We start from the raw sequence: 23415 nt of genomic DNA, 5'->3' as shown, positions 1-23415 counted from the left end.
AATTATCTCCAGCTTTTCCCCTGTCCCACACCGTACGTGACCCTTTCGGCGTCATACGGCGCTCCATCGTCTTTCTATTTACGATAATTAGATCACTAACGCTTGGAATCCTACTACCTTGCGTAGTGCATTAAGTTTCTTTAATCCTTTGGCGTCTAGTGTTTTGACATGATAATAGTTTGACCATTTGTTCTGCTTCCAGTGTCCTATTCCAGTTTCGAAAAGCGAGAAGAATATTTTCTTCTGAGATGATTAAATCGTACAGCTTTTTTAAATATCTTCCACTTGTACTTTCAGCATAGGTTCTGTTATCATTCATTGTTGATTATCTTGTAAGTATGAGAAATTATAGGCGGAAAATTTCCGGCTAATGTATATAAAGTGAGCATAAGTAGCAGATATAAGCAGAGATATTCCGGTTATATGCTCTAAATATGACTAAATCCAAAGATTTGGAGAAGATAAACGGAAAAACTCCCCTTAAATTTAAGAAAATATGGATATTTCCTAATTTCAGCGTAATTTTACCGGTTATTTTTCATAAACATTACAATCAACAATCAGCTATAACAAAGCCTCAAATGTTTCTTGAGCATTAAAGTATTCTTAATTTCTTAACTTTTGAACCATTAAGTCAGCCAACTAATCACCTCCAACAAGGCTTTCGTTTCTTTTTAATCTTACTTAGAATACTGACTTTTGTAGGATTTGGATCGTAAAAGACAACTCAAGCCCTTCCCTCAGAACTGTTTTCCCCTCTGGCCTATTCACTATATTCGGCCGTCATAGGCAGCTCTTGCAAACGGTACTACGGCTTTACTGCCACTTCGACAAATCTTCATTATCCTCAATTTGAGTTTTTTGAAGAACGACTTTTAAATGGTGTGTAATCACCTCAAGTCTCCGAAGCTTCCCACGTTCCATTAACTCTATCTGTACATACTTTCTTAGGTTTCCTCTATACTCCGTCTAGCTTGATAGCTCCTGAGAAAGCTATATGGATTTTCATAACCTAACGCTTACTCATCCACACTAGAAAGTCCAATAAGGACCCCTAAGCATTTCTACTTAGTGACATTCACGAAGAGTCAGTCGAGGATTCGTCCAGATAACTCTATCCATTCTAACCATAAAAGTTTTGTAGACACCCGGCCTATCATTTACAACCTTATTAGGTCTTTCCTCACTATAAAGTGTTAGGGTAAACTTTAGCCGACTTTAGCGGGCTTCAAACGAGTTCAACTATTTACAATGTATCCTTCGCTTGCCGCAGATTCAGTGAGTGTGTTTTAAGGCGTTACCCTATCATTCCACACTTCGAGTTAACAGTTCTCCTAGCAAAAGCTAGTGACCAATCTTTTCAATTGGTAACGTGGCGCACTCAAATCAATATCAGGAACCTTATCCCCTTTAAATCCGAGGAAAGTTTCAAACGGAATATCATGACCATCTTTCTTCAACCGTGCCCCACAGTTAGGGCAATCTTTATCCGGCAAGTCAAATCCAGAACCGACAGATCCATCGTTAAAGAACTCCGAATATTTACATTCTGCGCAAATATAATGAGGAGGAAGTGGGTTTACCTCGGTTATTTCTGTCATCGTGGCGACAAAGGAAGAACCGACAGATCCACGGGAACCTACTAAATATCCATCATCTAATGATTTTTTCACGAGTTTATGAGAAATCAAATAAATAACGGCAAATCCATGGCCAATAATACTCTTCAGTTCTTTTTCCAACCGGGCTTCTACGATTTCAGGAAGTTCATCCCCATAAATGCGTCTAGCCATTCCATAACTCATTTCCCGCATTTCTTCTTCAGAGCCTTCAATTTTTGGAGTATAAAGATCATCCTTGATTGGTTTAATGACATCAATCATATCAGCGACTTTATTTGTATTTGTGACGACTATTTCCTTTGCCTTTTCTTTGCCAAGGAAGCTGAAGCAGTCCAGCATTTCATTCGTTGTTCTAAAATGGACATCTGGAAGCTTATGGCGATTAAGTGGATTTGCTCCCCCTTGTGACCCAACTAAAATTTCCCGATATATCTTATCATTTGGATTTTGATAATGGACATTTCCGGTTGCAACAACAGGTATATCTAATTTAACACCTAGTTTTACGATATTCCCAATTATTTCTTCTAGCGCTTTTTCATCTTGTACTAACTCCATTTCGATTAAATGAGCGTAAACCTCTTTTGGCATTACTTCTAAATAGTCATAAAATGGTGCAATATCTTCTACTTCCTCTGGTGCCTTTTGCATCATCGCTTCAAAGACTTCCCCTTTATCACAGGCTGAACCTACTAGTAAGCCTTCCCGATACTTTTGCAACACAGATCTCGGAATACGTGGAACTCGGTAGAAATAATTAATATGAGCAATCGATACAAGCTTAAATAGATTTTTAAGCCCTACCTCATTTTGAGCAAGCACCGTACAATGATAAGGACGAGCTCTTTGATACGCATTTCCCTGCCCCATATTGTCATTTAATTGATTATGATTCGTGATGCCCTTTTCAGAAGCATCCTTCAGCATTTTTAAAGCCAGATATCCAGTAGCTTCTGCATCATATATCGCACGGTGATGCTGGGTTAATTCAATATCAAATTTCTTCGCTAGCGTATTCAAGCGGTGATTTTTCATTTCCGGATATAAGAATCTACCGAGTTCCAACGTATCAATAACCGCATTTGTCGATTTAGGCAAACCAGCCTTCTGATAGCCGACATTTAAAAAGCCAACGTCAAAGGAGGCATTATGGGCAACTAAAATACTATCGCCTGTCCACTCTGCAAACTTTCGTAAGACAATCTCAATTTCAGGTGCAGTTTCTACCATATCATCGGTAATGCCGGTTAGATTAATCGTTGTCGCAGAAAGTCGATGATGAGGATTTGCAAAGGACTCAAATCGGTCAATGATTTCCCCATTATGAATCTTCACTGCCGCAAGCTCAATAATCGTGTTATATACAGCTGAAAGCCCTGTCGTCTCCACATCAAATACGACATACGTAGCATCCTCTAGTACGATATCCTTTGGATTATAGGCAATCGGCACTCCGTCGTCTACTAGATTCATCTCTACTCCGTAAAGAATCTTAACATCGTTTTTCTTTCCAGCTCCAAACGCTTCTGGGAAGGATTGAGCAACAGCATGATCTGTAATAGCAATCGCTTTATGCCCCCATTTTTTCGCTTGCCCAACAAGAGTAGCAACGGATGAAACAGCATCCATTTGACTCATCGGTGTATGAAGATGTAACTCTACTCGTTTTTCATCCTCTTTTGCAGTATCTTTCCGTTCCGCAGGCTTAATTTCATTTAAATCATTCCCAATCATCACTAGATCACGAACGAAGGTATCATTTTGAATGCTTCCTCGTGCTCGTAGCCACATACCTTTTTTGACTAATTGGAAAAGAGCAGCATCTTCTTTATCACGTGAGAACATTTTCACAAGAATAGAACTTGTGTAATCTGTTATCTTAAATGTTAGAAGCGTTCGGCCACTACGAAGCTCTTTCGTTTCTGCAAAAAAGACATAGCCTTGTACGGTAACACGTCTTTCTTCATCCACTATCTCTTCCATGCGACGATAATCGCTATCATCCTTAATCGTTAGTCCGATTGTTAACGGACCACTTGGAATCGGAGAGTCACCAGCTTCTTTCTCAGCTTCCATCTTTTGAATGTCTAGTAAAGCTTGTTTTCCTCTCTCCTCGTCCTCTTTTTGCTTCGCTAGTAAAAATTGTTCATACTCTGAATTCGATTTTTCCTCTACTATCTCTGTATCTAAACTCATTGCAGGAAAGCCAAAATACTGATAGGCATCGGTAATCAAGTTAGCATATTTTCGTTTAATCGCTAAGCCTTCCATTTCATTTCTAACTTGAATGGTTAGCTTATTCCCATTAAATTGAGGCACTTGCTCATTTAATAATTTTAATAGCGGTGGAGAAATTCCTTGCATTTCCTCAATACACGCAGACCAATAGTCACGAATTAAAACGTCTGTGACAATTCCATTTCTTACTCGAATATCATACGTAATAGTAGCAATATGCGAAAAGCTACTTCTTAACTTTGCAGTAAATAATTGATAGACTTGAAATGGAATGATATCGTCAAATAAAAAATGAAAATGCCATTTTTTGGACCGCTTTTCGACAACAATTTTTTCAATGCTGGCGTTGCGAAAATGGGAAATATATTGATCGTCTGTTAATTGCAATTGCTGCAACAAAATCTGGAAACGATCCACTTTCCCCTGTATATCACTCATTTATGTCGCTCCTTCCAATCTTGCTAAATTCTATAAAAATTATTATAGCACAGAAAATCTGTTCTTTTACTTAATGCAGTTTAGCATACAATCTTATCTACAAATCAAAACCACCAGTGTGAACTGGTGGTTTGCTCTGCGGCTAAAAGCCTCTCTTACCGGCCTCGGCCTTAAAGGCCCACTGAAAAGGTTTCCCTTCTGCACCACATTCACTCACCAATTCTAAAGAATTTCTTTATTTACTTCCGATTTTTCTCACCCGTGAACGGATCGAATTCTTCGAACAACGTTAGCTGATCAGCCATATAATCTTCTTTCAGCTGATTTCTTATATATTCTTGTATTTGTTTCTTATTTCTCCCCACGGTATCAACGTAGAAACCACGACACCAAAATTTCCGATTCCCATAGCGATATTTCAAATTCGCATGTCGATCAAATATCATCAGGCTACTTTTTCCTTTTAAGTAACCCATGAACTGCGATACACTTAATTTTGATGGGATACTAACCAACATATGGATATGATCCGGACAGGCATTTGCTTCATGTATGATAACACCTTTTCTTTCACATAGCTCTCTTATGATTTGTCCAATACTCTTTTTGTATTTGCCATATATAATTTGCCTTCTGTATTTTGGGGCAAAGACTATGTGGTACTTACAATTCCATGTTGTATGTGCTAAACTGTTCATGTCCTTCATAAGGGCATACCTCCTTCTTGCGTGAGATAAAGTGGTCGGGAAACCAACTTTATCCTACCATGAAAGGAGGTTTTTTTGTTACCTCGCTATAAGCTCTCCGGAACCCCCGGCATAGCCAGGGGTTTTCGAAACCATCAAAAAGAAAAAGATTTAGCCAATTGCTAAATCTTTTGTATATCTATTTTTAATTATTCCTTTACTTGTATTAAACGAAGAATGGCAGCTGCCAGTTCACTTTCATGAACTTCTAGCATTTCTCCTGTACTTCTTACTTTCACTTCTACAATTCCTTCTGCTGCTTTTTTCCCAACTGTTATCCGAATTGGTAAACCAATTAAATCAGAGTCAGCAAATTTCACACCAGCACGCTCTGCACGGTCATCGACTAGTACATCAAAACGATTTGCTTTTAATGAAGCATATAATTTATCTGTTAATTCATTTTGTGCTTCGTCTTTTGTATTGACAGTAATTAAATGCACATCGAATGGTGCTACAGCATTTGGCCATACAATTCCTCTGTCATCATTAAATTGCTCCACAATTGCTGCCATCGTTCTTGATACACCAATTCCATAGCAACCCATAATAAGTGCTTGACCTCTGCCGTTTTCATCTAAATAGGTTGCACCCATTGCTTCACTATAACGAGTACCAAGCTTAAAGACATGACCTACTTCAATCCCTTTAGCAAACGTAATCGTCCCTTTTCCATCTGGTGAAAGGTCACCTTCTTGAATAAAACGAATATCTGCATATTGATTGACAGCAAAATCACGATCAGGATTCACATTCACATAGTGGAAATGCTCTTCATTTGCCCCGCAAACTCCATTAACAATTGCTTTCACAGCGTGATCTGCAATTACTTCTACATCTTTTACGTTTATAGGTCCTAGTGAGCCAATCTTGCTTCCTAATACTTTTTCTGTATCAGCGTGATCTGCCAATTCTACCACATTTGCCTCTAATAAGTTTTTCACCTTAATGTCGTTTACTTCATGGTCGCCACGAACTAATACTAGAACAAATTTTTCATCTACTTTAAACAATAGAGATTTGATGCATTTATCTGCTGCTACGTTTAAGAAAGCAGACACTTCTTCAATCGATTTTTGCTCTTTTGTTTCTACTTTATCTAATTCTTTTGCAGGCTCGTCCGATTTTTCGTAGGAGTTAACAACAGGCGCCATTTCAATATTTGCAGCATAATTGGATTCTGTTGAATACGCAATAGTATCTTCTCCAACATCAGATAACACCATAAATTCATGGGTATCCTTTCCACCCATCGCACCACTATCTGCGATAACTGCACGATAGTTTAAACCGCAACGCTCGAAAATATTGCAATATGCTTGGAAAATAGCATCATAAACCTCTCCTAAGCTTTCATGAGATGAATGGAAACTATAGGCGTCCTTCATTATAAACTCTCTACCGCGTAAAATACCAAAACGTGGTCTTTTCTCGTCTCTAAATTTCGTTTGGATTTGATAAAGCGTAAGTGGTAGACGCTTATAGGATTTTACTTCATCACGAACTAAGCTTGTGATTACTTCTTCATGGGTTGCACCTAATGCAAATTCCCGGTTATTACGATCTTTTAGACGCATTAATTCTGGTCCGTAAGTAAACCATCTACCAGATTCTTGCCATAATTCCGCATGTTGCAAAGCAGGCATTAGTAATTCTACCCCTCCTGCTGCATCCATTTCTTCCCGAATTATTTGTTCAATTTTCTTTATTACTTTGTTTGCTAATGGTAGATAGGAATAGATTCCACTTGCATTTTGTCTAATAAACCCTGCTCTTAATAATAACTGATGGCTTTTAATATCTGCATCTGCCGGTATTTCTTTTAATGTTGGAATTAACATTCTACTTTGCTTCATCTATGATTGCACCTCTAATATTTTTATATATTTATTATTGTTGTTACAGCAGGTACAAAAAACTTTTCCCCACAAAACAACATTCCCCTTTTTAAAAGAGGAATGAAAAAGTACCCTACTGTATAAAAAATCGTTGGATATCATTCCAAGTAACGACAATCATTAATAGCATAAGTAAGGCGAATCCAATAAAATGGACTAAACCTTCTTTTTGTCGATCAATTGGTTTTCCACGAACTGCTTCAATTGCAAAGAACAGTAGCCGCCCACCATCTAATGCCGGCAATGGCAGTAGATTCATAATTCCTAAGTTAATGCTTAGGACAGCCGCCCAATTCATTAAGGAATAGACACCTGATTGAGCAACAGTATCTGTTGATTGATAAATAGCTACAGGACCACCTAATGCATCAATCGAGAATTGGCCAGTTACTAGTTTTCCAACTGCGCCAATAATATCTTTTGTCCATGTATAGGTCTGTGTTGCTCCAAATTGAATAGATTTTAATGGGGATTTCTCCATTGGGCTGTATACACCAACTAGCCCAATCGTTTTCCCATCTACTTCTGTTTCCTTCGGTGTAACATCAATCGCTATCTCTTGTCCATTACGATCAATTAGAAATTCTAGGTTTTCCCCAGGACTCTTTTGAATAATAGAGACAACCTCTTTCCATGATCCAACCGATTGACCATCAATACTTATTACATTATCGCCTTCGTGTAACCCAGCACTAATTGCCACCCCATCATCTGTTAACTTTCCAAGCTTAGCTTCATTCGAAGGAATCCCTTGTAATAAAGCTATAACGATAAAAATAAGGAAAGCTAATACAAAGTTCATCGCAGGACCTGCAAAAATAGCAAGCGTTCGTTGTCCTAATGACTTACTTGCAAATTGACGGTCATATGGCGCAATCTGTGTCTCAACGCCATTTTCAACGAAGACAGCGTCTTTTTTAATAGGGAAAACAAGAAGGTTTTCCTCCATGTCATCCTCTACATAGCCTTTAATAAAAAGCTTATGTTCTAAATCAGCATCTTCTACATTAATGACACGGGCATTTGGATACTTTTCTTTATTATTAATAATGATTTTGGTTACTTCTTCTTTTTCATTTAGGATTAAACCGATTCGATGACCAGGTTTAATATCGACCATCTCAGGATCTTCCCCTGCCATACGGACATAGCCTCCAATTGGTAGAAGACGAATGGTATAAACGGTTTCTCCCTTTTTCAATGAAAGAATTTTAGGTCCCATTCCAATTGCAAATTCACGACATAAAATACCTGCACGCTTAGCTAATACGAAATGCCCTAATTCGTGAAAAAATACTAACGCACCAAAAATGATGATAAAAGCTATAACTGTATACAAAATTTAACCACCTTTTTATAGAAGTGTGCTTACTCTTTTTCTTGTTTCTAAGTCAACCTCTTGGATCACTTCAAAACTAGGGTTTAGTATATTCTGATGACTATTTAGTGCTTTTTCGATTAAGTCTTCAATTTGCAGAAAGCTAATTTCGTTATTTAAGAACTTTTGAACCGCCACTTCATTTGCTGCATTTAATACTGTTGGCAATGTGCCGCCTGCTTTCCCGGCCTCATATGCAAAATGAAGACATTTAAATCTCTCCATATCCATTTGCTGAAAATGCAATTTCCCAATAGCAGTTAAATCCAATCGTTTCCCATTCGCTATAGAAAGGCGCTCAGGATAGGAAAGTGCATATTGGATTGGTATTCGCATATCTGGTGTCCCTAATTGAGCTATCACACTGCTATCATGAAATTCTACCATGGAATGAATGATACTTTCTTTATGTAATAATACATCTATTTTCTCATATGGAAGTCCAAATAACCAGTGTGCTTCAATTACTTCCAACCCTTTATTCATCATTGTCGCAGAATCAATCGTAATTTTTGCACCCATTGACCAGTTTGGATGATTCAAAGCATCTTCTACTGTTACTTGCTCTAAATCTGTTCTGCTAAGATCTCGGAAGCTTCCTCCCGAGGCTGTAATGATTAGGCGCTCAATATTCTTTTGATTTTCCCCTTGTAAACATTGAAAAATAGCCGAATGCTCACTATCAACTGGCAAAACAGGTACATTAAATTTTGCAGCAGCTTCCATCACAATATGCCCTGCTGTAACTAATGTCTCCTTATTTGCAATCGCTATAACCTTTTTTGCTTCAATTGCTTGTAGCGTTGGATGTAGTCCAACACTTCCAATTACTGCATTGACTAGTATATCCGCTTTGTCAAAGACAGCCACTTCAATCAGCCCTTCCATTCCATAGCTAAAATGAACGGTCGGAAAGATTTGTTTTAATTGCTCATAATTGCTTTTTTCTGCAACAGAAACAAGGGATGGTCTAAATTCTTCGATAATCTTTTTTGTAAGTTCTATATTTCTTCCTGATGAAAAGGCAACTAATTGAAACATATCAGGATGATTTTTAATAACATCTAAAGTTTGTGTTCCAATCGATCCAGTCGCCCCAAGCAAACTAATATACTTCACTACCTCACTCCTACACCCATTATTTCCTACCTTTTATTTTAAATTAAATCAAGAAATCGTTCAAAGATAAAATAAAGCAGTGGCCAGACAAAAATAAGGCTATCAAATCGATCCAGAATCCCACCGTGTCCTGGTAATAATCTACCAGAATCCTTCACATCATAATGTCTCTTTAACGCTGATTCTGTTAAATCTCCAATTTGTCCAAAAATAGATAAGATAATGGTAGTAAAAGCAAAGCCTATAGACCATTCTATGTAGCCAAATACACTAAATAGAACTCCTACCACTAAAGCACTGATAATCCCTCCAACAAATCCTTCGACTGTTTTATTTGGACTTATTTCTGGCCATAATTTCCGCTTCCCAATAGCTCTGCCTATAAAGTAAGCACCAGAGTCTGTTGCCCAAATAATAAATAACGAATAAATAAGATACGCTAAATGCGTTTCTCTAATTTCAATAAAGAAATGAAATCCTATTCCTATGTAAATAACAGCCAATATGGAAAATGCGACATCATCAAATGTAAATTTATTTTTAGAAAAAACCATATACGTTAAATACAACAAAACAGCGATTAATCCCATTTCTAATTTTGTCATATTTAAGGAAGTTAAATAATGGTTAGGTAGCACAATCATCCATACAGTAATTAAAGAAATGATTCCCGGAATAGAAAGAAAAGGGATTTTTCTCATCCGAAACATTTCAAATACGCCTATTCCGACTAGCAGAAAAGTAAAAAGTACTAATGGTAGCTTTCCTATTAAAACGAACGGCAAAAATACGGCTATTGCAATAATTGCTGTAATTATTCTTTGCTTCATCTCTAAACCAACTCTCTTCAGACACCGCCAAAACGGCGTTGTCTGTTTTGAAATTCTTCGATTGCTTCTATTAAATGTTGTCCACTAAAATCTGGCCATAAGACTTCTGTAAAATAAAGTTCTGAATAAGCTATTTGCCATAGCATAAAATTGCTTATTCTTATTTCCCCACTTGTACGAATTAATAAATCAGGCTCTATTATCTCTCCTGTCATTAAATAAGAGGCAAACATTTCTTCTGTTAAATTGTCTATCTCTATTTTCCCCGATTGACTATCTTTCACAACACCTTTAACAGCGTCTATGATTTCGGCTCGAGAACCATAATTTAAGGCAAAGTTTAATTGAAGACCAGTATTATGCTTTGTTTGTTCCACAGCACGATTTAAGGCATTAAGTGTAGACTCTGGCAATCCGACTGTATAACCAATCGCTGTTACACGAACATTTTTCTCTATTAATTCCGGCAAAAATGTACCAAGAAATTGTTCTGGAAGGGACAATATATAATCAACTTCCGATTTCGGCCTTTTCCAATTTTCTGTTGAAAAGGCATATAGAGTTAACACTTTAATTCCAAGATCGTTTGCGATGGTTGTAATCCGCTTAACGCATTTCATTCCCTCGTGATGTCCAGCAATTCTAGGCAATTTTCTTTTTTTTGCCCATCGCCCATTACCATCCATGATAATCGCAACATGCTCTGGAATCTTTCGCATTTTTAATGCAGATATACGGTCTTGGAAATTAGAAGAAACTGGTTTCTTCTTCCATAACCTTATTTTGTTAAACATAAAATAGCTCCTCCAAAATAGATCCCTTTCGTATCTTACTATTAACAGTGATTATATGTATACAGTATATGCTTTCAACTGTATCTGTTTATATTCTCTACTAAACGATTATGATTTAGATAATCATCATGATAACGATATTGCATGAATACAAGGATCGACTTTTCTATTAAATTCTTCGTGTCCAATAAACCTATCTTATCCTTCTAATAGGATAACACAATAAGTTCCCTTTCTATATTATAGGAAAATAGTCAGCTTAAGCAACTAAGAATTAAAAAACTAGCTAGTTTTGGCTATTTTTGAACAAAGATTAATATTTTGGATAATATTCGATCCTTTTTCAATTAGTTAATTCCAGTAAGCGGCTTGTCACTATTCTCGAGCCACAGAAGTTATTCCCCTTTTTTCTGCAGCAAGCAACTCGCTTATAATAGACAAAATGCAATCTTTAAGAAAGAGCACTACGAATTTGATGAAGAAAAAAACCCCCTATAAAGTAGAGGGTTTTATCAACATATAAACGAAGCTCGTTGATTTCCGCTCCAGACGCTTGCTTTTTTGGGGAGAGGAACAGGAGGGGCGACTCCTTGGTTTATTATAGCTTGCGGGATTCTCCCACTTCCCTCTCCTCCCGCAGGAGTCAAGTGTCCATTGCTACTAGAATCAACTAAAGAATCTTTAACATTAGAATACACCTTATTACTTTGCAGTGTTATACTTCTAAAATTTCTTTTTCTTTCTCTTTCGTTAACGCATCAATTTTACTAATGAATTCATCCGTTAATTTTTGGATATCATCATTAAAGCCACGAAGTGCATCTTCTGTGATATCTCCGTTTTTCTCTAATTTCTTCAAATCATCGTTGCCGTCTCGGCGAATATTACGAATAGCAATTTTCGCTTCTTCGGATTCTTTTTTCACGTTCTTCACTAATTCCTTACGACGCTCTTCTGTTAGCATTGGAATAGAAAGACGGATAACACTACCATCATTTGAAGGATTTAAACCAATATCAGATTTAAGAATTGCTTTTTCAATATCCCCAAGAATCGTTTTATCATACGGTTGAATAACAAGCAATCTAGCTTCTGGAACACTGATACCAGCAATTTGATTGATTGGTGTTGGCGAACCATAATAATCTACTGTGATTCGGTCTAATAAGGATGCATTAGCTCTACCTGCACGAATACTTGCAAGCTCACGTGAATAACTTTGAATCGCTTTATTCATTTTTTCCTTTGTATTAGCGATAACTTGTTTAGGCATTATTTTTCCCCCTCACGATTGTTCCAATTGTTTCACCCATTACCGCTCTCTTAATATTGCCGTTTTCCATAATAGAGAATACGATTAACGGAATGTCATTGTCCATACATAATGATGAAGCAGTTGAATCCATTACTGCAAGACCGTCTTTAATAACATCAAAATAAGAAAGCTCTTCATATTTCGTTGCCGTTTTATCCACTTTCGGATCTGCTGAATATACGCCATCCACATTATTTTTCGCCATTAAAATAACGTCTGCTTCTATTTCAGCAGCTCTTAGGGCAGCTGTTGTATCTGTTGAGAAATAAGGGTTTCCAGTTCCTGCTGCAAAAATCACAACACGTTTCTTCTCAAGATGTCGAATTGCACGTCTTCTAATATAAGGCTCTGCTACCTGTCTCATTTCAATAGAAGATTGCACACGTGTTTCAATGCCCATTTGCTCCAAACTATCTTGAAGTGCCAATGAATTCATTACAGTAGCAAGCATTCCCATGTAATCAGCGTTTGCACGGTCCATTCCCATTTCTTCCCCGATTTTACCGCGCCAAATATTTCCGCCGCCAACTACTACAGCCGCTTCTACACCAAGATCTGCAACTTCCTTCACTTGCTGCGCTACGTTTTTGATGACGCTTGGATTGATGCCAAAACCAGCTTCACCAGCTAATGCTTCGCCACTTAATTTCAGAACAACACGTTTATATTTTGGATTACTACTCATGGAAACCTCCGCTTAATATGTAATATTTTGAAAAATAGGGAACACCATGGTGCCCCCTATGAAAACAATTAATCGCTCATTCATTATTTCTTATTTACTTGGTTCATAACTTCTTCAGCAAAGTTATCTTCACGTTTTTCGATTCCTTCTCCAACTTCGTAACGAACGAATTCACGTAAAGTAGCACCCTTAGATTCTACAAATTGACGAACCTTTTGGTCTGGGTTTTTAACAAATGTTTGATCAAGTGCACATACATCTTCAAAATATTTACTTAAGCGGCCTTCAACCATTTTCTCAACGATTTTAGCTGGTTTTCCTTCATTAAGAGCTTGTTGTGTTAATACTTCTTTCTCATGTGCCACTTCTTCTTGAGAAACTTGGTCACGAGATACATATTTAGGATTCAATGCTGCAATGTGCATTGCTACATCTTTAGCTGCAGAATCATCAGTAGTTCCTTCTAATACAGTAAGAACACCAATGCGTCCGCCCATATGAAGGTAAGCACCAAATGAATCATTATCTGTTTTTGTTTTGATTTCAAAACGACGTAGAGATAATTTTTCACCAATTTTAGCGATTGCTGCATTGATATGAGCTTCAACTGTTGCACCTTCCGTAATATTTGAAGCATGTGCTTCTTCTACGGTTGCAGGCTTACTTGCTAATAAATGTGCTGCAAGTTCTTTTATTAAGTTTTGGAAACCTTCGTTTTTTGCAACGAAATCAGTTTCAGAGTTTACTTCAAGAATCACTGCTTCATTACCTTCTACAGCGATATAAGTTGAACCTTCAGCAGCTACACGGTCCGCTTTCTTAGCAGCACTTGCAATACCTTTTTCACGTAAGAAGTCAATCGCTTTATCTAAATCTCCATTCGTTTCAGTAAGTGCTTTTTTACAATCCATCATTCCAGCACCAGTTTTTTCACGTAGTTCTTTTACCATTTGAGCTGTAACAGCCATAGTAATTAGCCTCCTTAAGGTTTATGTATTATTTTTTTAACCATTTTATTTCACTTTTAAGCAGGATGCTTGAAAAAAAGGTGATAAGAGGGATGCTCTTTATCACCTTTTCCACAAGTCCCTAAACAAATACTTATTATCCATTAAGTTTATCCATTGACCCTAAACTATTTCGTATAACAAGTCATTCAGTTCTAATTTAAGCAGAAGTTACTTCTTCGCCTTGTTTAGCTTCAAGAATAGCATCTGCCATTTTTGCAGTTAATAATTTAACAGCACGGATTGCATCATCATTCGCAGGAATAACAACATCAATTTCGTCTGGATCACAGTTAGTATCAACAATACCAACGATTGGAATATTTAATTTATGAGCTTCTGCAACTGCAATACGTTCTTTGCGTGGATCTACGATGAATAAGCAGTCCGGAATTTTTTTCATATCTTTAATTCCGCCTAAGAATTTTTCTAAACGCTCAAGCTCTTTGTTTAATTGAACTACTTCTTTTTTAGGAAGTACTTCAAATGTACCATCTTCAGACATTCTTTCGATATCTTTAAGACGAGTAATACGTTTTTGGATAGTTTCAAAGTTAGTTAAAGTTCCACCTAACCAGCGTTGGTTTACATAGTATTGACCAGAACGGATAGCTTCCTCTTTAACTGAATCTTGTGCTTGCTTTTTCGTACCAACGAAAAGAACTGTACCGCCGTTTCCAGCTAATTCTTTCACATAGTTATAAGCTTCCTCAACCTTTTTAACTGTTTTTTGAAGGTCGATGATGTAGATGCCGTTACGCTCTGTGAAAATATATTTTTTCATTTTAGGGTTCCAACGGCGAGTTTGGTGACCGAAATGTACACCAGCTTCAAGTAATTGTTTCATTGAAATAACTGACATGTTTTTTTCCTCCTAATGGTTTTGATTTCCTCCGCTTTTTTCATTTTTAATCAAAACTGTAAGTAATACAGCACCATTGATTAAATCCAAAAGCGTGTGTATTAACACCATTTGTTAATATAGCATATGTACTGTGCACAATCAAGTATATTTACGAATTTTGTCTAAATTTAAGGAGTAGCTCCATTTCAGTCTTCCCTTTATTTAATGCTTTCGCTATTTCTTCCATGCTTTTTCCTTCTGCTTGCATCTCAGAGGCTATTTCAACAATCGATTTTTCCTTCTGCTCTTTCTCTGGTGGCAAAATTAAATTCAACAGCTCATCCACATCTTCCTTCTCCAGTCGATCTTCTTTTTTATTTTTTTCTCGTACAGAAGGAGCAGCTTTTTTATATACATTTAGCATGGCTTTATTCCCTTTCAAATCTTTCGGCTTAAATTCAACACTTGCCGAATCAACATCCATCCCTTCTTCCTCTATCCTTTCCTGTTTCATCTCTTTGGGTTGAAAGGAATAAAGCTTGTCTAAAAACTGTTCATTTTCCTCTTTAATTTCCGTTATAAAGGTAGAAATTACTTCTTCCATTTCCTCTATATTCTTTTTCTGCTCTTTTTCTATGTCGACAAACCGATTTTGCCTAAGATATAAAATTACAATACTAAGTATAGCGATTAAATTTAATGTGATGCTTAAAAAAAGTAAAAAGTTAACCATTTCATCCCTCTATCCACTAAAGTCGATACTTTGTCCTTTATATGGGTGTATCGTGTTTCTTCTCTCTATTTCGTCAGACTCCTTCTCCCCTTCACTCCCTGTTTGTTCATGAAGGTGTTTATCCCTCTTTTTATTAGAATTGACTTTACCCTCTCCTTCTCCCTTTATAACCATTGTTCTTTTTCTTTCTTCTTCTTTTCCTGCTTCTTGAGCAGCGAATGAATACATTTGCTGATGTTTCTGATCCTGTTGTTCCTGAAGCTTGCCTGCATCATAAGTTCTTGGTAGGGCAACTTGCATTTCTATCGCCTTCAAACTCATATGCGTTCACCCATTTCATTAGATTACTTTTTCTAAAGAATGCCTTAATTTAAAAATAGCTTTTGAATGAATCTGCGATATTCTCGAGGTAGATAAATTCATTACTTGTCCAATTTCAGTTAACGTTAATTCCTCTTTATAAAACAAACTAATTACAAGCTGTTCTTTATCATTAAGCTCCTGAATTTTCCCTGCCATTTCTTGCACTAATTCATCCTTTATAACTTTTTCCTCTGGAATAATGGTTTTATCATCTCGAATCGAAAAACTTTGTGCCTCTTTCTCTTCGCCCTCATTCATTTGCTCATCAATGGATAACACATTAGCAAAAAAGTGTTCATTCATCGTACTGCACACTTCTTCGACACTTGTACCTAATTCATTGGCAACTTCCTGTGCAGTGACATTCCTCATTAATTTTTGTTCAAGCTTTTCAATTGCAGCCTCGATTTTTTTGGACTTTTCCCTTGTCCCCCTTGATAACCAATCTTCTTTCCGAAGGCCATCAATAATACTTCCTCTAATCCGAAAAGATGCATATGTATCAAACTTTAAATCTCTATTTGGATCAAATCGTTGCAAAGCATCATATAAACCCATCATCCCGAGGCTCGTTAATTCATCTCGGGACACACTTTTTGGTAATCCTATTGATATTCTTTGCACATGAAAGCTCACTAATGGCATATACTTCTTTATTAATTGATTGCCCGCTTCTTGATCTCTCGAACTAATCCATATTTCCCATGCTTGCTTTTCTTCTGTTGTTGACTCATTGGCCATTAAATACCCTCCTCTAAAAAACAATGAACATAACATTCGCATTAAAACTTTTCTGTTTATACAAGTAAAATTAGAAAAAAAGAGATAGATACTTTCATTTTCTATTTCCCCTTTTTCTGCAAGAAAACTACATTTATCAAGCCAATTTAATAAAGTGAACCTTCCCATCAGTAGAGGGGTCCTTCATCTCTCACTGATGGTTAGTTGAACCATTCGGACCTTTACGAACAGTTGATCTCCCACCTATCTTCCTTGTATTCTCCAAAGCTTGAGGTGAGAGTCTTACTGAAGTTTAAGGGTGGGATTAATACAATGGGATGTCCCATTTTCTCCATTCGTGCTTCCTTTATTTTTATCATTTACATTCCTATCCATTCAGCAAAAAAATAAGAATTATAAGTAGGATACACCCAGTCCCTTATTATGTATATATTTCACTATTGATTTTAGCAGAAGACATGATTTTTTATCTATGCTTTCTAAAATCGCCATTAAAAATAGGTATAAAGACTTATTTTGTTTTAATCCTATAAATAATCGGGTTTCTTTTAGCCACATCAGATCAGTAGTGAATCTCATTCTTCTTGCTAATCCCCATATGAGTCTACATGTCAGGTTGCTAAAGTTTTCTAAATGATCCTTTAAAAAATGCAGCAAAAAAAGACTAGCTCTTAATAATGAATTACCTATATGATAGGAATTCTTTTTATTAGAGACAGTCTTATTCTTCGCTCGTATTTGGTTCGTTAAACAAAGTACTTTTCGTCCGACTTAAATAATATGAATCCCTTTGTTCACCGTACGAATTGTTAGTTGATGGGTAGATGGGGAAAATTCAATCGTTCTTCCGCTATTCCCTCCTACATCTTCGCTAACTATTCTAATCCTTAATGCTTGCAGTGTATTCTTCACTGCTTCGACGTTTCGGGGCCCAATTCTCATAATATCGCTTGTTCCATTAAACTGAAACATTTGCGCCCCTCCAGCAATTTTGGCTATTAACGTATTTTTTTTTACCCCTAATCTCTTTAAACGCTCTACTAATTCTATAATCGCAGTATCTGCAAATTTAGCCTTATTTACGGCTCCAGACTTGGAAATTGACGCTTCTGGTAGCATGATATGTGCTAAACCAGCAATTGGTTTCATTGGACTATATAATACAATCCCAACACAGGAGCCAAGCCCTGAGGTTCGAATCGTGTTAGGAGACTGCACCACATTCATATCAGCTATCCCTACTTTTATCACTGTAATCTGTTCAGTCACCATCTTTCACTCCTAATGACTGAAATAATGTGCTAAAAGAGTCGGGGTCGGGCAACAAAAAGAAATGGCCATTGACAGTATCAGATAGCTTAATATCTTCTCCATTTAATTCCGTATTGATGACGATTGCATAATCGCTTACTCGTGAATGTTCGACTAATCCATATGTAACAATCGCGCCAACCATATCAATGGCAAGCGCTGGAACGGATGGATATAAGGATAACTGTGTGAAATCAGATAAGGAAGATAAATAGGAACCAGATAAAATATTTCCTAATTCCTGTAATGCTGAAATAGATAACTCATCATATGGAGGTGCTAAGTTAACAGAAGCATCTCCAATCATATCTTGGACAAATTTAGTAGCTTGCTCGATAGGAAGAATAAAGAACATACTTCCTGGAACATCCCCCTCTATTCTTAAGAAAACTCCTGCAACAATATTATCAGCACCTCCTGCCATTTCCATCATTTCATCGAATGTTACAATTTGAACATCCGGTACCTTCATATCAATCTTTTTATTAAGAAGCTTTGACAAAGAAGTTGCAGCATGTCCTGCCCCAATATTACCGATTTCTCTTAATACATCTAGTTTTATTGAATCAATATCATTAATATATCCCATGCTTATTCATCGCTTTTAGTAGTGGAATAATTTCTTAAAATAGTTCGGTCAAACACTTTTTCTAAATCTACGAGAATTAGTAAACGTTTATCAAGCTTGACTACTCCTTTAATATAATCAACCTCATCCCCACTAATGGTTTCTGGTGCGGGCTCATATAAAGAGGTATCGACATCTACTACATCATTAGCTGAATCAACAATAATACCTACTTCCATATCTTCTAACATAATAATGATGATTCTTGTGCTTTCTGTATAAGGAATTTCTTCCAAATTAAAACGAAGTCGTAAATCAATAATCGGAGTAACTACTCCTCTTAAATTAATCACACCTTTAACAAAAGGAGCGATATTTGGAATTCTAGTAATATGCATATTCTTCTCAATGGACATGACTTCATTAACAGAAATAGCATATTCCTTCCCTTTCAATTCAAATATAATTAATTTTTTTTCTGTTGAAACTGCATCGCTCATTTTTTTCATCCCTCTCAAATTAACCTATCTGTATACTAAAGCGAAAGATTATATATCATCACCGAAGTAATGCTTGTGTCATTTATAGCATAAAGTAATGTTTTCACCATTCCATTTTTCAGTCGACATGGTCTCGTCTTATAAAGGCTAATACGTTTGCTACATAGACTTCTCACATAAATCGTTCTATCTGAGAGAATTATTTAATTAAAGCATTACAATCCATAATAAGTGCTACTTGTCCATCACCTAAAATAGTTGCCCCAGATATTGCATACGCACTTGAAAGGTAAGCGCCTAGTGACTTTAATACAACCTCTTGCTGTCCTATAAATCCATCCACAACAAGACCTGCTAGTTTTTCCCCTTTTCGTACGATTACAACAGAATAATAGTCACTTTCCTCTTTTGTTGATGGAACATCAAAAATATCTTTTAAGAATAATAACGGAACCACTTTGCCGCGGAAATCAATTACTGTCTGATTATGGGCATGCATAACATCCTTTTTATTAACGATGGCCGTCTCAATAATCGATGACAATGGAATTGCATACTTTTCTGCTTGAATTTCTACTAACATAACAGAAATAATCGATAAGGTTAATGGTAATTGGATAGAGAATAGCGATCCTTTCCCTTCCTCTGATTCGATTGTGATCGAACCACCTAGAGATTCAATCGTATTCTTTACAACATCAAGCCCTACGCCACGTCCCGAAATATCAGAAATTTGGTCTGCGGTAGAAAAGCCAGATGCAAAAATAAGTTCAGCAATTTGAGAATCTGTTAACGTCTTAGCTGTTTCTTTTGAAACAATGCCTTTATTAATAGCTTTAGAAAGAACCTTCTCTTTATTAATCCCTGCTCCATCATCTTCGAGCTCAATAAAAACATGATTACCGCTATGATAAGCACGCAGAACGACTGTACCTTCTTCGTTTTTATTATTTGCTCTTCTTACTTCTGGTGTTTCCACTCCATGGTCAAGCGCATTGCGAATTAAATGGACTAATGGATCGCCGATTTCATCAATTACTGTACGATCGAGCTCGGTTTCAGCGCCAACAATTTGCAGATCAATTTTCTTATTTAAATCACGGGCAAGCTGTCTAACCATTCTTGGGAAACGATTAAACACTGTCTCAACAGGAACCATTCGCATATTTAAAATAATATTTTGAAGGTCTCCTGTGACTCTTGACATTCTCTCCACTGTTTCATGAAGCTCTTGATCTTTCAGATTAGAAGATATTTGCTCTAATCTTCCTCTATCGATAACGAGTTCTTCAAATAGATTCATCAAAATATCTAAACGCTCAATATTAACACGAATGGTCTTATTCGATATTTTAGTCGCCGTTTGTTTCTCTGATTGTTTATTTTCTATAGGAGCAACCTCTTTTGTAACAGGAGTATTTTTCGTTTCTTCCTGTACTTCTTCCAACTCTTTCATTTCAGTAGTAGATTGCTCTGCTTGCTTACCAGAATAACTAGTTGCAAAAAACTCTCTTACTTCTACCTTATCTACTTCTGAAACTTTCATGATAGATGTTTCAATTTTATTAGCTGCTTCTTTTGATATAAGGGTTACCATAAAGTCATAGTCAAACTTTTCTTCCTCTAGTTCATCTACTGTGGGAATCGATTTAACGACTTCTCCTAATGATTCTAATGCTTCAAAAATCATATATACTCTTGCAGCTTTTAATAAACAGTCACTTTTTAAGGTAATGTTAATTTCATAAGTGAAAAAACCTTGATCAGCTGATTGTTGTAATACAGTCGTTTCAAATTGATCATACTGATTTTCTCTAGACGGTTCTCTTTCTATAGCAGTAGCGGCTACTTCAACCTTAGCTGTATTCCTTTGATTTAATAGCTGACCTTTTTCGATTTGTACAAGCTTTTCAACAACTTCCTCTACATTTCTCTTTCCGTCTCCACCACTAGCAATTGACTCTACCATCGCATCAAGATCATCAACAGCTAAGAAAATGACATCCAATATTTCTGGAGAAAAAACAATTTTCTTATTTCTGATAGCATCGAGTACATTTTCCATTTGATGGGTTAGACTCGCTAAGTCCTCATATCCCATTGTTGCTGACATCCCTTTTAAAGTATGTGCTGCACGGAAAATCTCATTTACTATTTGTAAATTCTCAGGATCCTTTTCCAATTCTAATAGATGTTCATTACATGCTTGTAAATGTTCTTTACTCTCTTCAATAAAAACTTCTAAATACTGACTCAATTCCACCTTACTTCACATCCCTTGACGTTATACATATTTCATAATAGTTTCAGCAATATGATCTACCTTTTGAATATCATCTATATAATTCGTGGCAATAGCTGTTTTAGGCATTCCAAAAACAATACATGTTTCTTGTGACTCAGCGATAGCTTTTAGATTGCCTTGTCTTGCTAATTTCTTTAAACCCTCCGTACCATCTGAACCCATACCTGTCATAATAACCGCGATTTTTGCATAGGCTTTCAATTCGCTAACAGACTCAAACATTACATCAACCGATGGCCTATGGCCATTTAGAGGAGCTGCTTTGTCTAACTCAATTGCTGTATGGACACCAACTGTCTTTACCTTTAAATGCAGACCACCTGGAGCGATATAGGCAACTCCATTACGGATAACCTCACCATGCTCGGCCTCCTTTACTGTAATGCCCGATAATGTATTAAGACGATTTGCAAGCGAACGGGTAAATCCTGCTGGCATATGCTGAACGACTAAAATCGGCGCTTCTATATCACTTGGTAAATTAGTTAAAACTTTTTGCAATGCTCTTGGACCACCAGTTGATGTTCCAATAACCACTACTTTTTTCATAGATTTCATCCAATTATCAGATAAACCAATCTTTTGTACTATTTTTTTCTTCTCTTCACTTGGTTCCATTTTACTATAAGAAGATTGTGAAGCAACAGTCTTTTTTCCTTCATTGAAGAGATTTATTAATGTTTTTGGCTTTATGTTGCTTGCCAAAATTACTTTCGCGATCAATTCCTGCTTTACTTTATATAAATCTAGAGAAATAGATCCGGATGGCTTTGTAATAAAATCAATTGCTCCTGCCTGCATTGCCTGAATGGTACTTTCCGCTCCTACCTTCGTTATACTTGAAAGCATAAGAACCGGTACAGGATGTTCATTCATAATTCTCTTTAAAGCACTTAATCCATCTAAGACCGGCATCTCAACATCAAGCGTTACCACATCAGGAGCTAATTCCTTGATTTTTTTAATGCCATCCTCGCCATTTCTAGCGGTACCAATAACGGTTATTCTCGTGTCTTCAGAGAGAAAATCAGTAATTAGCTTACGCATAAATGCAGAATCGTCAATAACGAGAACCTTTATTTTCTCCACTTTAACCCCCAACTACCTTTCAATCAAAAACTTTTTTAATTTTGACACGAAAGAGTGTCTATTATCTGGATGAGATTCTGTAAACTGTTGTTTACCATATCTATCGGCAATTTCGCGCAAAGCTTTAGCTGCTTCCGATTTTTCATTAAAAAAGACGAAAGGAATTTGTTTTCTTACAGCCTGTGCAACATTCGGATCATCTGGAATATAGCCTAGGTTTATGAGGTCTCGATGTAAAAATTGTTTCACCACTTGGCGAAGTTTTTGAAGTGTCTCCACTCCATCTTTTTTCGTGATTGTTCGATTAACGACAAGGTACAACGGTAGGGTATTATTCCTCGTATGAATGAATTTCATCGCAGCATAGGCATCTGTAATCGATGTTGGTTCCGGTGTAGTGATGACAATACAATCATCGACAGATAATATGAATTTTAAGGAATCAGTACTGATTCCTGCTCCCATATCAAGGAGGATAAAATCATATTGACTCAACAAGACGTGAAAATGCTGAAAGAAGCTATCTAGCTTCGTATCCTCGATATCAACAAAATCACTAAGCCCAGAACCACCTGCAATATAATCTAATCCCTTAAAGCCCTTCGTAATAATATGCTCAAATCCTATATTATTTCTAAAAAAATCAACGATCGTAAAACGAGATTGGGTTCCCATTAAAATATCAATATTGCCCATTCCTATATCCATATCAATCAGCAATGTACGGTAGCCCCGTTTTTGTAACGTTAGGGCAAAATTTAGAGAAAAATTTGATTTCCCAACGCCACCTTTTCCACTTATAATTGCTAACGTTTTGTGATTGCTCTGATTTTTACGATTCGAATTCAATTGTTCAATTTTTTTTCTTAAGATCGAAGCCTGATCTGTCAT

General features: G+C 36.5%; 19 protein-coding genes and 1 pseudogene. All 20 read right to left on the bottom strand.

The window, feature by feature from the left end; genetic code table 11:
* Positions 1-1379: 1379 nt before the first annotated feature.
* Positions 1380-4298: pseudogene (locus AB3U99_RS10085) on the bottom strand (PolC-type DNA polymerase III); the annotation flags it as partial.
* 239 nt (positions 4299-4537) lie between these two features.
* Complete coding sequence (tnpA, locus tag AB3U99_RS10080; protein WP_400247279.1) at positions 4538-5005, bottom strand: IS200/IS605 family transposase; 468 nt, start codon at positions 5003-5005, stop codon at positions 4538-4540.
* 188 nt (positions 5006-5193) lie between these two features.
* Positions 5194-6900 carry a proline--tRNA ligase gene (locus AB3U99_RS10075; RefSeq protein ID WP_400247277.1) on the bottom strand — a complete coding sequence of 569 codons (1707 nt, stop codon included), beginning with the start codon at positions 6898-6900 and terminating at the stop codon, positions 5194-5196.
* 115 nt (positions 6901-7015) lie between these two features.
* Positions 7016-8281 carry an RIP metalloprotease RseP gene (gene rseP, locus AB3U99_RS10070; RefSeq protein ID WP_400247275.1) on the bottom strand — a complete coding sequence of 422 codons (1266 nt, stop codon included), beginning with the start codon at positions 8279-8281 and terminating at the stop codon, positions 7016-7018.
* A 15-nt stretch (positions 8282-8296) separates the two neighbouring features.
* Positions 8297-9439 carry a 1-deoxy-D-xylulose-5-phosphate reductoisomerase gene (locus AB3U99_RS10065; protein ID WP_400247273.1) on the bottom strand — a complete coding sequence of 381 codons (1143 nt, stop codon included), beginning with the start codon at positions 9437-9439 and terminating at the stop codon, positions 8297-8299.
* 38 nt (positions 9440-9477) lie between these two features.
* Positions 9478-10269 (bottom strand): phosphatidate cytidylyltransferase, encoded by a 792-nt coding sequence (locus AB3U99_RS10060; RefSeq protein WP_400247272.1) that lies wholly within the window; start codon positions 10267-10269, stop codon positions 9478-9480.
* A 17-nt stretch (positions 10270-10286) separates the two neighbouring features.
* A complete protein-coding gene (locus AB3U99_RS10055; RefSeq protein WP_400247271.1) occupies positions 10287-11063 on the bottom strand; it encodes an isoprenyl transferase in 777 nt (258 codons plus the stop codon).
* A 715-nt stretch (positions 11064-11778) separates the two neighbouring features.
* Positions 11779-12336 (bottom strand): ribosome recycling factor, encoded by a 558-nt coding sequence (gene frr, locus AB3U99_RS10050; protein ID WP_400247269.1) that lies wholly within the window; start codon positions 12334-12336, stop codon positions 11779-11781.
* Positions 12329-13063: a UMP kinase gene (pyrH, locus tag AB3U99_RS10045; RefSeq protein WP_400247267.1), complete on the bottom strand. Its 735-nt coding sequence runs from the start codon at positions 13061-13063 to the stop codon at positions 12329-12331. Before pyrH ends, frr begins: the two co-directional genes overlap by 8 nt.
* Before the next feature lie 83 nt (positions 13064-13146).
* Positions 13147-14031 carry a translation elongation factor Ts gene (tsf, locus tag AB3U99_RS10040; RefSeq protein ID WP_400247265.1) on the bottom strand — a complete coding sequence of 295 codons (885 nt, stop codon included), beginning with the start codon at positions 14029-14031 and terminating at the stop codon, positions 13147-13149.
* 199 nt (positions 14032-14230) lie between these two features.
* Complete coding sequence (gene rpsB / locus AB3U99_RS10035) at positions 14231-14932, bottom strand: 30S ribosomal protein S2 (protein ID WP_400247263.1); 702 nt, start codon at positions 14930-14932, stop codon at positions 14231-14233.
* Between the two features lie 151 nt (positions 14933-15083).
* Positions 15084-15647, bottom strand: a complete 564-nt coding sequence (locus tag AB3U99_RS10030; RefSeq protein WP_400247261.1) for a hypothetical protein — start codon at positions 15645-15647, stop codon at positions 15084-15086.
* Between the two features lie 9 nt (positions 15648-15656).
* Complete coding sequence (locus AB3U99_RS10025) at positions 15657-15968, bottom strand: hypothetical protein (protein WP_400247260.1); 312 nt, start codon at positions 15966-15968, stop codon at positions 15657-15659.
* Positions 15969-15986: 18 nt separating this feature from the next.
* Positions 15987-16751, bottom strand: a complete 765-nt coding sequence (locus tag AB3U99_RS10020) for a FliA/WhiG family RNA polymerase sigma factor (protein WP_400247258.1) — start codon at positions 16749-16751, stop codon at positions 15987-15989.
* Between the two features lie 771 nt (positions 16752-17522).
* Positions 17523-18020 carry a chemotaxis protein CheD gene (locus AB3U99_RS10015; RefSeq protein ID WP_400247256.1) on the bottom strand — a complete coding sequence of 166 codons (498 nt, stop codon included), beginning with the start codon at positions 18018-18020 and terminating at the stop codon, positions 17523-17525.
* Positions 18013-18651 carry a chemotaxis protein CheC gene (locus tag AB3U99_RS10010; RefSeq protein WP_400247254.1) on the bottom strand — a complete coding sequence of 213 codons (639 nt, stop codon included), beginning with the start codon at positions 18649-18651 and terminating at the stop codon, positions 18013-18015. Before AB3U99_RS10010 ends, AB3U99_RS10015 begins: the two co-directional genes overlap by 8 nt.
* 2 nt (positions 18652-18653) lie before the next feature.
* A complete protein-coding gene (locus AB3U99_RS10005; protein WP_400247252.1) occupies positions 18654-19130 on the bottom strand; it encodes a chemotaxis protein CheW in 477 nt (158 codons plus the stop codon).
* A gap of 199 nt (positions 19131-19329) precedes the next feature.
* A complete protein-coding gene (locus AB3U99_RS10000) occupies positions 19330-21393 on the bottom strand; it encodes a chemotaxis protein CheW (protein WP_400247251.1) in 2064 nt (687 codons plus the stop codon).
* A gap of 21 nt (positions 21394-21414) precedes the next feature.
* On the bottom strand, positions 21415-22524 hold the full coding sequence (locus AB3U99_RS09995; protein ID WP_400247249.1) for a chemotaxis response regulator protein-glutamate methylesterase: 1110 nt from the start codon (positions 22522-22524) through the stop codon (positions 21415-21417).
* 12 nt (positions 22525-22536) lie between these two features.
* Positions 22537-23415, bottom strand: coding sequence for a MinD/ParA family protein (locus AB3U99_RS09990; RefSeq protein WP_400247247.1), 879 nt, complete (start codon positions 23413-23415; stop codon positions 22537-22539).

Source organism: Niallia tiangongensis, from assembly GCF_044704065.1.
GTDB lineage: Bacteria > Bacillota > Bacilli > Bacillales > Cytobacillaceae > Niallia > Niallia tiangongensis.
The sequence above is the reverse complement of the archived record's forward strand: the minus strand, read 5'-3'. Positions and strand labels throughout refer to the sequence as shown.

What these genes read in the sequence shown, in the direction of transcription:
- tnpA (WP_400247279.1), bottom strand. Translation starts at nt 5,005, where the DNA reads ATGAAGGACATGAACAGTTTAGCACATACAACATGGAATTGTAAGTAC.
- AB3U99_RS10075 (WP_400247277.1), bottom strand. Translation starts at nt 6,900, where the DNA reads ATGAAGCAAAGTAGAATGTTAATTCCAACATTAAAAGAAATACCGGCA.
- AB3U99_RS10060 (WP_400247272.1), bottom strand. Translation starts at nt 10,269, where the DNA reads ATGAAGCAAAGAATAATTACAGCAATTATTGCAATAGCCGTATTTTTG.
- AB3U99_RS10055 (WP_400247271.1), bottom strand. Translation starts at nt 11,063, where the DNA reads ATGTTTAACAAAATAAGGTTATGGAAGAAGAAACCAGTTTCTTCTAAT.
- frr (WP_400247269.1), bottom strand. Translation starts at nt 12,336, where the DNA reads ATGCCTAAACAAGTTATCGCTAATACAAAGGAAAAAATGAATAAAGCG.
- pyrH (WP_400247267.1), bottom strand. Translation starts at nt 13,063, where the DNA reads ATGAGTAGTAATCCAAAATATAAACGTGTTGTTCTGAAATTAAGTGGC.
- tsf (WP_400247265.1), bottom strand. Translation starts at nt 14,031, where the DNA reads ATGGCTGTTACAGCTCAAATGGTAAAAGAACTACGTGAAAAAACTGGT.
- rpsB (WP_400247263.1), bottom strand. Translation starts at nt 14,932, where the DNA reads ATGTCAGTTATTTCAATGAAACAATTACTTGAAGCTGGTGTACATTTC.
- AB3U99_RS10030 (WP_400247261.1), bottom strand. Translation starts at nt 15,647, where the DNA reads ATGGTTAACTTTTTACTTTTTTTAAGCATCACATTAAATTTAATCGCT.
- AB3U99_RS10025 (WP_400247260.1), bottom strand. Translation starts at nt 15,968, where the DNA reads ATGAGTTTGAAGGCGATAGAAATGCAAGTTGCCCTACCAAGAACTTAT.
- AB3U99_RS10020 (WP_400247258.1), bottom strand. Translation starts at nt 16,751, where the DNA reads ATGGCCAATGAGTCAACAACAGAAGAAAAGCAAGCATGGGAAATATGG.
- AB3U99_RS10010 (WP_400247254.1), bottom strand. Translation starts at nt 18,651, where the DNA reads ATGGGATATATTAATGATATTGATTCAATAAAACTAGATGTATTAAGA.
- AB3U99_RS10005 (WP_400247252.1), bottom strand. Translation starts at nt 19,130, where the DNA reads ATGAGCGATGCAGTTTCAACAGAAAAAAAATTAATTATATTTGAATTG.
- AB3U99_RS09990 (WP_400247247.1), bottom strand. Translation starts at nt 23,415, where the DNA reads ATGACAGATCAGGCTTCGATCTTAAGAAAAAAAATTGAACAATTGAAT.